The sequence below is a fragment of the Streptomyces sp. NPDC007875 genome (genome assembly GCF_042868035.1).
Taxonomy (GTDB): domain Bacteria; phylum Actinomycetota; class Actinomycetes; order Streptomycetales; family Streptomycetaceae; genus Streptomyces; species Streptomyces antimycoticus.
The window spans coordinates 39,288-52,848 of sequence record NZ_JBIADZ010000047.1 but is presented as its reverse complement, the minus strand read 5'-3'; the positions used below and the strand labels follow the sequence as shown (position 1 = coordinate 52,848).

The 13,561-nt window shown below is 69.8% G+C and carries 13 protein-coding genes and 2 pseudogenes; 9 read left to right on the top strand and 6 right to left on the bottom strand.

The genetic code is table 11. The features are described from left to right. The 6 genes and pseudogenes from ACFYOY_RS46090 to ACFYOY_RS46065 form a co-directional block, all read left to right on the top strand. The coding region (locus tag ACFYOY_RS46090; RefSeq protein WP_388593902.1) for a hypothetical protein at window positions 1-356 on the top strand (356 nt) is incomplete at its 5' end. 11 nt (window positions 357-367) lie between these two features. Next, window positions 368-829 (top strand): pyridoxamine 5'-phosphate oxidase family protein, encoded by a 462-nt coding sequence (locus ACFYOY_RS46085; protein ID WP_388593900.1) that lies wholly within the window; start codon window positions 368-370, stop codon window positions 827-829. Between the two features lie 364 nt (window positions 830-1,193). After that, on the top strand, window positions 1,194-4,595 hold the full coding sequence (locus tag ACFYOY_RS46080) for a CARDB domain-containing protein (RefSeq protein WP_388593898.1): 3,402 nt from the start codon (window positions 1,194-1,196) through the stop codon (window positions 4,593-4,595). A gap of 99 nt (window positions 4,596-4,694) precedes the next feature. Beyond that, window positions 4,695-5,417, top strand: a complete 723-nt coding sequence (locus ACFYOY_RS46075) for a HEAT repeat domain-containing protein (protein ID WP_388593908.1) — start codon at window positions 4,695-4,697, stop codon at window positions 5,415-5,417. After that, window positions 5,411-6,415, top strand: a pseudogene (locus ACFYOY_RS46070) (HEAT repeat domain-containing protein); the annotation flags it as partial. The gene ACFYOY_RS46075 and the pseudogene ACFYOY_RS46070, both read left to right, overlap by 7 nt. A 42-nt stretch (window positions 6,416-6,457) precedes the next feature. Then, complete coding sequence (locus tag ACFYOY_RS46065) at window positions 6,458-6,892, top strand: cupin domain-containing protein (RefSeq protein ID WP_388593905.1); 435 nt, start codon at window positions 6,458-6,460, stop codon at window positions 6,890-6,892. A 106-nt stretch (window positions 6,893-6,998) separates the two neighbouring features. Here the strand turns inward: ACFYOY_RS46065 and ACFYOY_RS46060 are convergent, their stop codons facing one another. The 3 genes from ACFYOY_RS46060 to wrbA form a co-directional block, all read right to left on the bottom strand. Then, window positions 6,999-8,450: an amidase gene (locus ACFYOY_RS46060; RefSeq protein ID WP_388593896.1), complete on the bottom strand. Its 1,452-nt coding sequence runs from the start codon at window positions 8,448-8,450 to the stop codon at window positions 6,999-7,001. Window positions 8,451-8,629: 179 nt separating this feature from the next. Further along, the gene (locus ACFYOY_RS46055; RefSeq protein WP_351888014.1) at window positions 8,630-8,932 is read right to left on the bottom strand and encodes a muconolactone Delta-isomerase family protein; all 303 of its coding nucleotides are present in this window, start codon (window positions 8,930-8,932) and stop codon (window positions 8,630-8,632) included. Window positions 8,933-9,124: 192 nt separating this feature from the next. Continuing rightward, complete coding sequence (wrbA, locus tag ACFYOY_RS46050) at window positions 9,125-9,736, bottom strand: NAD(P)H:quinone oxidoreductase (protein WP_351887367.1); 612 nt, start codon at window positions 9,734-9,736, stop codon at window positions 9,125-9,127. Window positions 9,737-9,930: 194 nt separating this feature from the next. Between wrbA and ACFYOY_RS46045 the strand changes: the two genes are divergently transcribed. Together ACFYOY_RS46045 and ACFYOY_RS46040 are read left to right on the top strand one after the other, a co-directional pair. After that, window positions 9,931-10,551, top strand: coding sequence for a TetR/AcrR family transcriptional regulator (locus ACFYOY_RS46045; protein ID WP_351887370.1), 621 nt, complete (start codon window positions 9,931-9,933; stop codon window positions 10,549-10,551). 238 nt (window positions 10,552-10,789) lie between these two features. After that, window positions 10,790-10,990 (top strand): annotated as a pseudogene (locus tag ACFYOY_RS46040) (anthrone oxygenase family protein); the annotation flags it as partial. Window positions 10,991-11,002: 12 nt separating this feature from the next. Here ACFYOY_RS46040 and ACFYOY_RS46035 read toward each other — a convergent pair. Both ACFYOY_RS46035 and ACFYOY_RS46030 read right to left on the bottom strand, forming a co-directional pair. Further along, a complete protein-coding gene (locus ACFYOY_RS46035; protein WP_351887373.1) occupies window positions 11,003-11,764 on the bottom strand; it encodes an SDR family oxidoreductase in 762 nt (253 codons plus the stop codon). Beyond that, the gene (locus tag ACFYOY_RS46030) at window positions 11,761-12,183 is read right to left on the bottom strand and encodes a VOC family protein (RefSeq protein WP_351887376.1); all 423 of its coding nucleotides are present in this window, start codon (window positions 12,181-12,183) and stop codon (window positions 11,761-11,763) included. Before ACFYOY_RS46030 ends, ACFYOY_RS46035 begins: the two co-directional genes overlap by 4 nt. 69 nt (window positions 12,184-12,252) lie before the next feature. Between ACFYOY_RS46030 and ACFYOY_RS46025 the strand changes: the two genes are divergently transcribed. Next, window positions 12,253-12,927, top strand: coding sequence for a GntR family transcriptional regulator (locus tag ACFYOY_RS46025; RefSeq protein ID WP_351887379.1), 675 nt, complete (start codon window positions 12,253-12,255; stop codon window positions 12,925-12,927). A 43-nt stretch (window positions 12,928-12,970) separates the two neighbouring features. On the opposite strand, the gene ACFYOY_RS46020 is transcribed toward ACFYOY_RS46025, so the two are convergent. Then, window positions 12,971-13,546, bottom strand: coding sequence for a TetR family transcriptional regulator (locus ACFYOY_RS46020; RefSeq protein ID WP_351887382.1), 576 nt, complete (start codon window positions 13,544-13,546; stop codon window positions 12,971-12,973). Window positions 13,547-13,561 lie beyond the last annotated feature (15 nt).

The window sequence follows — 13,561 nt, the reverse complement described above, 5'->3', positions numbered from 1 at the left end:
CTCCCTATGCGCCGCATCTGGCCCTGCTGGCATGGGTGTGGCACCGGACCGTGCCCGCGCCGAGGGCCACCGGCGGGGCGCGGGTGCGGCGGCGGATCCGCGAGGGAATCAGCGCGACGTGCGCTCGCCCGGTGGAGGTGCCGGCCACCGCGTCGTGGGACGAGCGGTTCGCGATCGCGGTGGTCCTCGGCCGGTGGCCGGCCCGACGACGTGGCGTGGCCGGGTTCCTCGCCGGCCCGGAGGCCATGTTCCGGCAGGAATCCGACATCGGTGTCGACCGTGCCGAGTCTCGGCCCATCAACCGGTCGCTGGTCGTAGGTCCCGTGCCTCATGCGCGCTGTGAGTCCGCTGGCTAGCGTCGGTTCCCATGCAGACCACGGGAAACGTTCGTCGCCAGGCGGCGGAGCGAAGGCGCGACACACTGGACCGGCTCGTCACCGAGCGGGATATATGGGTGTCGACGGGGCATCCTGAGCGCGGACCGCACCAGGTGCCGCTGTGGTTCCTGTGGGATGGGCAGGCCGTTTGGATGTGCACCAGCGCCACTTCGGTGACGGCGCGGAACCTCCGCGAGGAGCCGCGCGTGCGCCTGGCACTGCCGGACACCTTCGATGTGGTGCTGCTCCAAGGGGAGGCGGAGCGCTTCCCGGATCAGGAGGTCCCCGCAGACGCGGCGGAGGCGTTCACCACCAAGTTCGGGTGGGACCCTCGCACGGAGGAGGGTCCCTTTCTGTACGTCCGCGTGGTGCCGAAGACGGTGCTCGCCTGGCGTGGCGAGCCGGAACTACGCGGGAGAGCCATCATGCGCGACGGGACGTGGCAGGAGTAGCCGCCGCCTCCGGGGACGCGACGCTCACCATGACGGCGGCCAACTGAACGGGCTCAGTGGCCGACTGGAGCACGCCGTCCCCAAGTGCTGCGCTGTACCGGGCCGTTGACAAAGTCGATGGGCAGTAGAAATCTGTCGTCAAGGCACTGCAAAAGATAGACGAAATTACTCAACTCTTGCACTGCGGCTGGCTCGGCTTCTTCACCGCGACATCGTCCGGGCCCGCTGAATACCGTCATCGTCCACCAGGCGCACCGCTCCCTCATGCCTGCGTGCTCCCTGCCCCGAGAAATCCTGCGCGTCTGTGGGCGGCGGGTGGCGGGGCCGGTTGCGAGCGCTCAGGGGAAGGGATCGAGAGGGCCTCATGAGAAGAAGACAACACGGTCGGCGGTTAGCCGCCGGGCTTGTGACGGCGGGTCTGCTCACGGTCGGGCTGCTGCCCGTGGCAGCCCATGCCGCAGAGGGAGCGAACCTGGCGCTGGGCAGGCCGGTGACGGCCAGTGGGGCACACGGCTCCTACCCGGCGAGCAATGTCACCGACGGCAGCCAGTCCTCGTACTGGGAGGGTCCCGCGGGCTCGTTCCCGCAGTGGGTGCAGGTCGACCTCGGGAACAAGGCGGACATCGACGAGGTGGTCCTGAAGCTCCCCGCCTCGTGGGAGTCCCGCACCGAGGGCGTGAGAGTCCAGGCCAGCGCCGACGGCCAGAACTTCACCACCGTGGTCGCCGACGCGCGCAAGGACTTCTCGCCGTCGTCCGGCAACACCGTGGCGCTCGACGTCACGGCCGAGGCGCGATACGTGCGCGTACAGGTGACCGGCAACACGGGCTGGAACGCCGCCCAGCTCTCCGAGGTGGAGGTGCGCGGGGAGGCCGGCGGGGAGGACCCCGGGGACCCGCCCGCGGGCACCAACCTGGCCCTGCGCAAGCCGATCGAGGCGTCGTCGACCGCCCAGAACTACGTGGCGAGCAACGCCAACGACGGCAGCACCGCCACCTACTGGGAGGCGAGCGGCCAGTCCTCGACGCTGACCGCGAAGCTCGGCGCAGACGCCGATCTGACCGGCGTCGTCGTCAAGCTGAACCCCGATCCCGTCTGGAGCACCCGGTCGCAGAGCATTCAGGTGCTGGGGCGGCCGGCCGGGGAGTCCGGTTTCACCTCGCTCAAGGGCCGGGCCGACTACACCTTCAACCCGTCGCAGAACAAGAACACGGTGACCATCCCGGTCACGGGCCGATACGCGGACGTACGCCTGCAGTTCTTCGGCAACACCGGCGCCGGCGGGGGACAGGTCGCCGAGTTCGAGGTCGTCGGCGCGGCCGCACCCGCCCCTGACCTGACCGTCACCGATCTCTCCTGGTCGCCCGAGTCCCCCTCCGAGACCGACGCGGTCACCGTCGAGGCGACGGTCCGCAACACCGGGCCGGTGGCCGCACCCGCGACCACGGTGAACGTCAGCCTCGAGGGCGCGGTCGCCGGCAGCGGCGCCGTCGACGCGCTCGCGCCGGGCGCGTCGCTGAAGGTGCCGGTCAAGGTCGGCAAGCGGGCCATGGGCAGCTACACCGTCTCCGCCGTCGTCGACCCGACCGACACGGTCGCCGAGCTCGACAACACCAACAACAGCCGCAACGCGGCCACGAAGCTGGTCGTCGGCCAGGCCCCCGGGCCGGACCTGGAGGTCACCGGCATCACCACGAACCCCTCCAGTCCGGCCGTCGGCGCCAAGGTCACCTTCACCGTCGCGGTGCACAACAGGGGCACGAGCGCGGTGCCCGCCGGTTCGGTCACCCGGCTCACCGTCGGTGAGACCACGCTGAACGGCACGGCGGGCGCCATCCCGGCCGGTGGCACCGCCACCGTGGCCATCAGCGGCGACTGGACCGCCACCAACGGGGGAGCGACGCTCACCGCGACGGCCGATGCCACCGGCACCGTCGCCGAGACCAACGAGGACAACAACACCTTCGCCCGCTCCCTCGTGGTCGGACGCGGCGCCGCCGTGCCGTACACCGAGTACGAGGCGGAGGACGGCCGGTACGACGGGACCTTGCTGAAGACGGACGCCAAGCGCACCTTCGGACACACCAACTTCGCAACCGAGTCCTCCGGGCGCGAATCGGTCCGGCTGGACACCACCGGTCAGTACGTGGAGTTCACCTCCACCACGCCGTCCAACTCGATCGTCGTCCGCAACTCCATCCCGGACGCGGCAGCCGGTGGCGGCAAGGAAGCGACCATCAGCCTCTACGCGGACGGGAAGTTCGTCCGCAAACTCACCCTGTCCTCCAAGCACAGCTGGCTCTACGGCACGACCGACGACCCCGAGGGCCTGACCAATCGGCCCGGCGGCGACGCCCGGCGACTGTTCGACGAGTCCCACGCCCTGCTCACCGACTCCTACCCGATGGATACGAAGTTCCGGCTCCAGCGGGATGCCGGTGACGACGCGGCCTTCTACATCATCGACCTGGTCGACCTGGAGCAGGTCGCGGCACCGGCCACCAAGCCCGCCGACTGCGTCTCCATCACCGACTACGGGGCCGTGCCCAACGACGGCATCGACGACGCGGACGCCATCCAGCGCGCCGTCACGGCGGACCAGGAAGGCCAGATCCCCTGCGTGTGGATCCCCGCGGGCCAGTGGCGCCAGGAGAAGAAGATCCTGACCGACGACCCGCAGGATCACGGTCAGTACAACCAGATGGGTATCCGGGACGTCACCATCCGCGGTGCCGGGATGTGGCACTCCCAGCTCTATTCGCTCATCCCGCCCCAGGAAGCGGGCGGCATCAACCACCCCCACGAGGGCAACTTCGGCTTCGACATCGACGACAACACCAAGATCTCCGACATTGCCATCTTCGGCTCCGGGACCATCCGCGGCGGCGACGGCGGCGCCGAGGGCGGTGTCGGGCTCAATGGCCGCTTCGGCAAGAACACCAAGATCACCAACGTGTGGCTCGAGCACGCCAACGTCGGCGCCTGGGTCGGCCGCGACTACTCCAACATCCCCGAGCTGTGGGGGCCCGGTGACGGCCTCGAATTCAGCGGCGTACGAATCCGCAACACCTACGCCGACGGCGTCAACTTCACCAACGGCACCCGCAACTCATCCGTCTACAACTCCTCCTTCCGCAACACCGGCGACGACTCACTCGCCGTCTGGGCCAACAAGTACGTGAAGGACACCTCGACGGACATCGGCCACGACAACCACTTCCGCAACAACACGATCCAACTGCCCTGGCGGGCCAACGGCATCGCGGTCTACGGCGGCTACGGCAACACGATCGAGAACAACCTGATCTCCGACACCATGAACTACCCGGGGATCATGCTGGCCACGGACCACGACCCGCTGCCCTTCTCGGGCCAGACGCTCATAGCCAACAACGGCCTGTACCGCACGGGCGGCGCGTTCTGGGGCGAGGCGCAGGAGTTCGGCGCGATCACCCTGTTCGCCCAGGGGCAGGACATCCCGGGGGTCACGATCCGCGACACCGACATCCACGACTCCACTTACGACGGCATCCAGTTCAAGACGGGCGGCGGCACGATGCCCGGCGTCCGGATCGAGAACGTCACCATCGACAAGTCCACCAACGGGTCCGGGATCCTCGCGATGAGCGGGGCGCGTGGCAGCGCCACGCTGACGAACGTGACGATCACCAACTCGGCCGAGGGCGACGTGGTGAAGGAGCCCGGCTCGCAGTTCGTGATCAACGGCTCGGCGAACCGGTCCTCCGCATCCGCATCGCGCGACTGAGCGTTCCACAGGGTGTACCGGTTTCGGCCCGTGACCGGCGGATCTTCTGATCCGCCGGTCACGGGCTTGACCTTGACACGGTGATAACGTGTGCCCTGGGTGCAGGAGGTGGCCCCGATCAACGCGACAATCGGAACCCCGCAGAACACCCGCGTGGCCAACGCCCTGAGCGCCCAGGACTCGTCGGTCCGGCTTCAGGCGGCCCTGGCGGTCGGCTCGAATCCCGATCCCGGCTTCCTGGAAACGCTCGTCGAGCGGTGCGCGGTCGAGCCGGACTTCTTCGTACGGGACATGCTGTCCTGGGCGCTGACCCGCTTCTCACCGGAGATCACCCTGCCCCGGATTCGCCAGGAACTCGACTCCGAGCGAGCTCAGGCCCGCAGCCAGGCGTTGCACACACTCTCCAAGATCGGCGACAAGGGCGCGTGGGCCTGGATCACCCGCGACCTGCTGCGCGACGCCCACGACGAGGTCGCGCGGACCGCGTGGCGCGTCGCGGTCGTCCTCGTACCCCAGGCCGAGAAGGAGGACCTGGTCGACGAACTGGTCACGCAACTCGGCCGCGGCGACCGCGATGTGCGGCTCAGCCTGAGCCGGGCCCTGGTCGACCTCGGCGATGTGACCGAGCCCGCCCTGGAGCGGGCCGCGGCGAACGACGACCCGGAGGTGGCCACGCACGCCCGTGCCACCGAGCTGCTCCGGCAGAACCCGGAGACCGGCTTCGACGCGGCGATCGACGAGGCGAAGCGAGTCGCCACACTCGGCCCGGAAGGAGCCGCTGCCGCGGCGTCCGCGAAGACTGCGGAGATCGAGGATTGCTGATCGGCGATGTGGCCCGTCACTCGGGGGTGAGCGCCCGGATGCTCCGGCACTACGACGCCCTCGGGCTCGTGCGACCGACCGGTCGCACCGTCGGCGGCTACCGCGAGTACTCCGCCGAGGACGTCCGCAGGATCTTCCACGTGGAGAGCCTGCGGTCCCTCGGGCTCTCGCTCAAGCAGATCGGGCGCGCGCTGGACGACCCGGCCTTCACCCCGTCCGCCCTGGTCAGCGACCTCATCCAATGGACGGAAGACCGCTTGGCGCGGGAAGCGGAGCTGCTCGAGCGGCTCCGCGCGATCGATGCGTCGGCGCCCACCGGCTGGCCGGACGTCCTGCGCATCGTCGAACTCATGCAGGGGCTCAACTCGACCAGCGCCGCACGCAGGCAGCAGGCCGTCCTGGCCCGGCCGGGGGACGTGTCGGTTCCCGCCGAGCTGCTGGCCGGGGCGGTCCTGGCCGAATCCGACCCCAACGTCGCGGGCGCCCTGCGCTGGGCGCTCGCCCGATCGGGCGGCGACGGCGTGGCGACGCTGGCCGCCGGTGTGCACGCGGAGGACGTCGACATCCGGCGGCGCGCGGTGCTGGCGATCGCCGAGATGTCCGAGGCCCCGGGCGCGACCGCGGCGCTTGCGGACGCGCTCGGGGACCCGGACCCGACGGTGCGCAGACAGGCCGCTCTGGCGTTGGGCAGGCGTGGCGAGACCTCGGCCGTGCCGACTCTCGTCGGCATGGTGGTCGAGGGCTCCAACGATGTCGACGCGGCAGAGGTCCTGGGAACGCTGTCCCAGGACCCCGAGCGCGCGGACCGGATCATGACCGCACTGGTCGACGAACTCGCCGCCCCCACCGCGGACTCCGCGACGCGGATACGCCTGGCCCAGGCGCTGGTCGAGCTGTCGGGAACCACCGTGCAGGAGGTCCTGCGTCAACTGGCCCACGACGACGACCACGCTGTCGCCCTCGTCGCCTCGTCCTTCGTCGGACTTCTCGAAGAGCGGAGGCGGGGCTGTCACAAACAGGGAGGCCATCTTGTCCTTTCTATGGACAGACCCTGTTTGGAGGAACACATGAGCGCTGAGCACGCACACCTGCCACCAGGCGTTGAGGTGATCACGACCCTGCCGGAGGCGGCGGACCGGATCCCGGCCGGCGCCGAGGCCAGGACCGTCCGGGTCACGCTGGCGCCCGGTGACCCCGGCGCGCCGCCGCACCGGCACCCAGGACCGCTTTATGGCTACGTGACCGAGGGCGAGATCCTCTTCGAGCTGGAGGGGGAGGCGCCCCGGGTCCTCAAGGCCGGTGACGCCCTGTTCGAGCCCGGCGGAGACGTGATCCACTACCAGGGCGCCAATAACCTTCCGGATGCCCAGTCGCAGCTGGTGGTGACCATGTTCGCGCCGCCCGGTACCCCGGTTCTGACCGTGGTCGGCCCGGAGGAACTGGCCGAACGACGGCACCTACGGGTGGCCAACTGAAAAGCCCGGTTACATGTGTGCGGGGGTAGCCGGAACACATAGCCGTGACCCGGCTATCCCACACAGGTGGACCTGGGCCGGAGTCGCGGACACCCGGTAGGACGCCCTACTTCGGTGCCTGGAAGCCGCCGATCTTCTGCTCGAGCAGTTCGGCCAGTCGCAGCGGGGTGCGGTCCTCGAACATCGGGCCGATGAGCTGCACTCCCACCGGCAGGCCCTCGGGGGACCGGCCCGCTGGTATGGCGGTGGCGGGTAGGCCGGGCATGGTGGCCAGACCGGCCCAGACGAGCTGGTCGAAGTACGGGTACTCGACGCCGTCGATGTCGAGCCGGCGGCTCCTCGGATCGGGGTTGTGGTCGTGCGGGAACGCGGGAGTGGGCGTGATGGGACACACCACGGCGTCGAACTCGGCGAAGAGCTGCCGCCAGCCGTGGCGGTGGAGCTCGCGACGGCCGTTCGCCGCGATCCAGTCGTGGTGGCTGAACACCATGCTGCGCAGTCGTGTCGCATCGAGACTCTGGTCGTCCGCGCTCAGTGCGGCGGCGCTGGTCCGCAGCTGCTCGTACGCTTCGACGGGGAAACGTGCGACCTGGCTCGAAAACAGCAACTGCGTGTAGAGCACCGCGGCTTCGGTCAGATCGGGCAGCAGCCCACTGTGCCGTTCGACGCGGGCACCGGCACCGACGAGCGCGTCGGCCACCCGGTTCACGCCCGCCCGCACAGCGGACCCGGTCGGAATGAGCGGATGCTCGTCGAGGACCAGGACCCGGAAGTCGCCGAGCCGCTCGTGGCGCGCGGGCGGCAGCGTCAAGTCGTGCGCCTTGCCGAGCGTCAGCGGGTCCGGTCCGCCCATGACATCGAGCAGGAGCATGAGGTCGCGGGCAGTGCGCGCCATCGGACCGACGACGGCGAGGTCGAGGTCGACCGGCAATGGGGGTGCCGTCGGCGCGACCATGCCGCGGGTTGCCGCCAGTCCGAGTGTCGGCTTGTGCGCATAGATGCCGCAGAAATGCGCGGGGGTGCGCAGCGAACCGGCGAGGTCGGAGCCGATGGACAGCGCGCAGAATCCGGACGCCAGGGCCGCCGCTGATCCGCCGGAGGATCCGCCCGGCGTGCGATCGTGATCCCACGGATTGTTAGTGGTGCCGTAGATCTCGTTGAAGCTCTGGATATCTTGCAGCCCCAAGGGCACATTGGTCTTACCCAGCACCACCGCGCCCGCGGCCTTGAGCCGCGACACCTGTACCGCGTCCTCGGCCGGCACATAGTCCCGGTGCTGCGGCATGCCCCAGTTCGTGGGCAGCCCAGCCATGTTGTAGGACTCCTTGACCGTCACCGGAATACCGAGCAGCGGCCGGACCTCACCACGAGCGCGCGCCTGGTCGGCACCGCGCGCGGCGGCCCGCGCACGGTCGAAGTCCGGCACACAGATCGCGTTGATCGCCTTGTCGTCCCGCTCGATACGGGCGATCGCCTGGTCGGTCAGTTCCGCCGAGGTCACTTCACCGGCACGCAAGGCAGCCGCGAGTTTTTCGGCCGTCTGAAAATTCCACTCCATAAATCCGACCGTATCGGCCTATGGAACAGGCCATGAAACGCCGCTCAGCGCAACGGGATGGATGCCTCAATACGCATCAAGTTCCTCTCCGCCACAGGCAATTCACCCGCTGGTGCCGGCGCTGTAGCGGGTCGGTTCCGCCGGCGGAGATACCCGGGGACACAGCAGCGGAGGCTGGATCAGACGATATGGCCGGTGGGGCCCGGGTCGTTGGGGTGCGGCTGTACGGCGGTGACCACCGCGGTCATCCAGGGCCACAGGGGCAGGGTCCCCAGCACCTTTGCGCGCAGATCCGCCTCGCTGTCGGCGCGCCACACACCGATGCTGCGAAGCTCGCCCACCGGGCGCCACAGCCGGACCAAGCGGCCGGCGGAGGCGAGCTCCTTCGCCCGGACGGATTCGTCCGCGCGGCGTCGGCTGACCTCGGCGGGGTCGGTGCCCTCGGGCACGGTGGTGGTGAGCTCGACCAGGAACTCCTTCATGGTCATGTTCCTCTCCGTGAGGTAGGGGGGTTTCGGGGCGGTGGATCGGAACCGTCTGTGAGGGCGCCGGTGTGTGCCTGCGGCGCCGGGCGGCCCGCATCGCTTCCGGATGGGGGTATGGCCGGCCGGTGCCGGTCACCACCGGGTGACGAGGCGGGGCCGCGCCGACGGGCTTGTTGTCCAGCGGTCTGATCAGGCAGCGGTCTTGAGTGCGGTGGCCATCCTGACCGCGCGCTCGGCCTGGATGCGGGCGGCGGTGCGGGTGGTGTCGTCGACGGGGTTGGTGCCCTGGGCGTCGACGTGGGAGGTGCCGTAGGGGTTGCCGTCGGTGAACTTGGCCGGGTCGGTGAAGCCGGGGCTGACGGTGATGCCGCCGAAGTGGTGGATGGAGTTGTAGAGGGCGAGGAGGGTGGATTCCTGGCCGGCGTGGGCGGTGGCGCTGGAGACGAAGCCGCTGTAGACCTTGTCGGCCAGCTTGCCCTGGGCCCAGAGGCCGCCGAGCGTGTCGATGAACTGCTTGAGCTGCGCAGAGACGTTGCCGAATCGGGTGGGGGTGCCGAAGAGGACGGCGTCGGCCCATTCGATGTCGTCGGGGGTGGCCTCGGGGATATCGGCGGTGGCGGCGTGGTTGGCGGCCCAGGCGGGGTTGGAGTCGATGGCCGCCCGGGGGGCGAGTTCGGCGACCTTGAGCAGGCGTACCTCCGCGCCGGCCTTGGTGCCGGCGTCGCGGAGCTCCTTGGCGATCTCGGTGATGGTGCCGGTGGACGAGTAGTAGACGACGGCGAGCTTGACGGGGGTGGTCACAGTGACGCTCCGCTTTCAGGGGGATACGGTGCATGCGGCCGATAGTCGACCGATCGGCTAAAGATTAGTCGACCGGTCGTCTAGCTGCAACCACCGGCATGGATCCAAGGGGGCAGACCGACCCGCGGGTGCCCGGCGGGGCGCCCGGGGGCTGCGGGTCCTCGGTATAGACGATCGGTCGTACACTTACCGCCATGGGACGTACCAGTGATGCGAAGGAGAAGATCCTCGACGCCGCGCACTCGCTCATCGAACTGCGTGGCTACTCGGCGCTGGGCGTCGCCGAGATCTGCAAGGCGGCCGACGTTCCCAAGGGCAGCTTCTACTACTTCTTCGAGTCGAAGGAGGCGCTTGCCCTGGCCGTCCTCGACGAGCACTGGCACGCGCAGCGCGGCGACTGGGCCCGAGCCCTGCAGGACGACGCGGAGCCGCTGTCGCGGCTGCGCCGGTTGTTCGAGCAGACCCAGGCCGGTCTGCGTGCGGGCCAGCAGAGCTGCGGAACGGTCTCCGGGTGCATGTTCGGCAACCTCACCCTGGAACTGAGCAATCAGACCGAGCCCATCCGTGCACGCCTTCAGCAGATCTTCGACGCCCAGGTGGAGATGGTCGATACGGTCATCGCCGAAGCCCGGGAGCGCGGGGAGGTCACTGTCGGCGACACCCGTGACGCCGCCCGGTCGGTCGTCGCTCAGCTCGAGGGCCAGGTGTTGTTCGCCAAGCTCTACAACAACACCCAGCACCTCGAAGCCCTGTGGGAGAACTGCCTGGCGCTGCTTTCCGCACGCCCGACGGGCATGGCGGCCGTCGGCTCCTGACCGGTCCGGGAGCGACCGGGTGCTGACGCGGTCGCGCCGTCTGAGATGCCCCAGGGCCGGCGGTGCGGGTCGCGATCACGGCCCGCGAGTGGGTGGTCAGCGCTGGTCGGACAGGGGCCGGATCGGTGCCGGAGGGCGGGGACTGCTCCCGCGCTGGCGCGACCGGCCGGGGCCGTCGGCCGGAGAACAGCTTGGTGCAGGCGTAGTACCCCACCGCGCCCACGAGGAGCCCGACACGCTCCTGCTCGTGCTGCGCGTGGTGATGTCGATCATCCTGCTCGTGCCGATCAATTCGCGCGTCGCGACCTGGTCGCGCGAGGGCGTGCCCGCGGACTGGAAGCAGCAGGTGGGACGGTGGGACCGGTTTCACTGGGTTCGCGTGGGCGTCATCGTGCTCGCCTTCGCGCTGCTCGCCGTCGCCCTCGTCCAGGGCGCCTGACGGATGTGCTGTTCAGGTCCGGAGGTAGGACGCGCCGTTGAGGTCGAGCACCGCTCCGGAGGACCACGCGGCTTCCGGTGAGGCCAGGTAGAGCACGGCGGCGGCGACCTCCTCGGGCGTCCCGACCCGCCCGAACGGGCTCTGGCCCCGTAGCTCGTCCCCGGCGGGACCGGCCATCTTGGGGGCCTGCCGTTCGGTCGCGACGAACCCGGGGGCCACGGACGCCACCGCGATCCCGTGCGGCGCCAGCGTGACGGCCATCGACTGCCCGAAAGCGTGCAGCGCGGCCTTGCTCGCGCCGTACGCGGGGAAGTCGGGCTCGCCCCGGAAGGCGCCGCGGGAACCGATGTTGACGATGCTTCCGGTCGCGCCGCGGTCGATGAGATGCCGGGCGACGCAGTAGGTCATGTTCGCCGCGCCGAGCAGATTGACGTCGATCATGCGGTGCCAGATCCGCTGCCAGTCCGGGTAGGACACGTCGGCCACGGAGTGCCGGTTCTCGGCGGACGGCGCGATGGCGGCGTTGTTGACCAGCACATCGACCCCGCCCAGCGTCCGCACGGCCCTCTCGACGATGTCCTGCGCCGCTGGTGGCTCACCGAGATCGCCGCCGAGCAGACAATGGCCGGAGCCGGGCAAGTGGCGCACGGTGTCCTCGGCATCCGCGAGGCCGGTCGCGTAGTGCACCCCCACGCGGTCGCCACGCTCGGCGAAGGCGTGGGCCACGGCACGACCGATGCCCCGCGACGCCCCTGTGACCAGCACTCGCCTCATCGCGCGAACACCTTCGACTCGTCATGGAACGCCTTGAACTCCAGCGCGTTGCCGGCCGGATCGTGGAGGAACATCGTCCACTGCTCCGCCGGCTCGCCCCGGAAGCGAAGGCAGGGCTCGATGACGAAGTCGGTGCCCGCCGCACGGAGCCGGTCGGCGAGCTCGTGGAAGCCCCCGGTCGACAGCAGCAGCCCGAAGTGCGGAATCGGCACCGCCTGCCCGTCGACCGTGCTGGTCCCGGTGGACACGGGGCCACCGGGGACCACATGGGTCACCAGCTGATGGCCGTGCAGGTCCCAATCGACCCATTGGCCGGTGGAACGTCCCTCGGCAAGCCCGAGGACGCCTCCGTAGAACCGGCGCGCGGCATCCAGGTCATCCACGGGTATGGCCAGATGCACGGCAGGACGCACAGACATGGAGCGGCTCCTTCGGCTCGGATGGCTTCAGACCTTGCAGCACCCCGCATCCCAATGTCAACATTCGACATGCCCATCGCACCGCTCCCCAAAGCCGGCCGCCGCGGACTGGCACAAGAGGCCGCCGACCTCATCCGCGAGGCGATCTTCGCCGGCCACTTCCCACCCGGATCGCCGCTGCGCGAGGTCGAACTCGCCGCCTCATTGGGGGTCAGCCGCGGATCCGTACGTGAAGGACTCGCCTTCCTCGAACGCGAAGGGCTGGTCCGGAGCGCCTGGCATCGGGGCACCACCGTCATCGAGGTCACCGAGCAGGACGTCGAGGAGGTCTACGCCGTGCGAGCCGCGCTCGACCGCCTCGCGGCGACGAGCGCGCAGGGCAACGCGACCGCCGACCAGCTGACCGAGTTGGACACCCTGGTCCGGGCGATGGCGGAAGAGATCGGCGGCGAGGCGTCCGGCGCGCGGCTGCTCGCGCTCGACATCGCCTTCCACGACCTGATCTACGCGGCCTCGAACAACCGCAGACTCGGCGCGGCATGGCACGCCGTACGCTCACAGATCTATCTCTTCCAGCTCCGTCGTATCGCCCTCGGCTACGAGCACTACCGTGCCCGGGTGGTGGACGAACACCATGAACTGGCGACGCTCCTGCGCTCCGGCGACCGCGAGACCCTGGCCCGGCGCGCTGAAGAACACGTCGACTCCGCCCGCCGCAGTCTCCTCACCGGACTGCACCCCTGAACGACCCGGATCGTGCTCCGCCGGACGGGGGCGGGGGAGACTCCTACCAGGCCCCGGTCTCGGGCGCGATCAGTGAGCGGGCCACCGCGAGCGCCGCTGCGTGGCGCTCCGCCTGCCGGCCGCCCAGTTCGCGTCCGCGTGCCGCGGCCATGATCACAGCGGACAGGGCCAGCCGTCCGCGCATCATGCCCTCGGGCCCTTCGCCGGTGGCCAGTGCGCGGGTCAGGTCGCCCAGCCGCTGCTGGAGTGTGCGCGCGGCGGCCAGGCCCCGCAGGGCGTGCTCGTTGAGCTGGGCGCACACCAGCGAGGCGCCGTGCTCGCCGCGGACCAGGGCGTCGAACTCCTCAACGGCTCGCATGCGGGTCGCGGCGGACGGCGGGTGGGCGCGTGCGGATTCGATGACGGCGTCGAGCGCCGGGAGCAGCTCTTCGTAGGAACTGGTGAGCAGCTCCTCCTTGTTCGCGAAGTGGTGCAGGACGGCCTGCCTGGTGACCCCCGCCTGCTTGGCGACCTGGGTCAACGAGGTCAGCTCGTAGCCCTGCTCGGTGAACAGTTTCAGCGCGATGGCCCGCACGCGCCGACGGGTGTCGGTGCGCCTTCGATCGGCTTGCTCCGGCATAGTTAACTGCCTTAC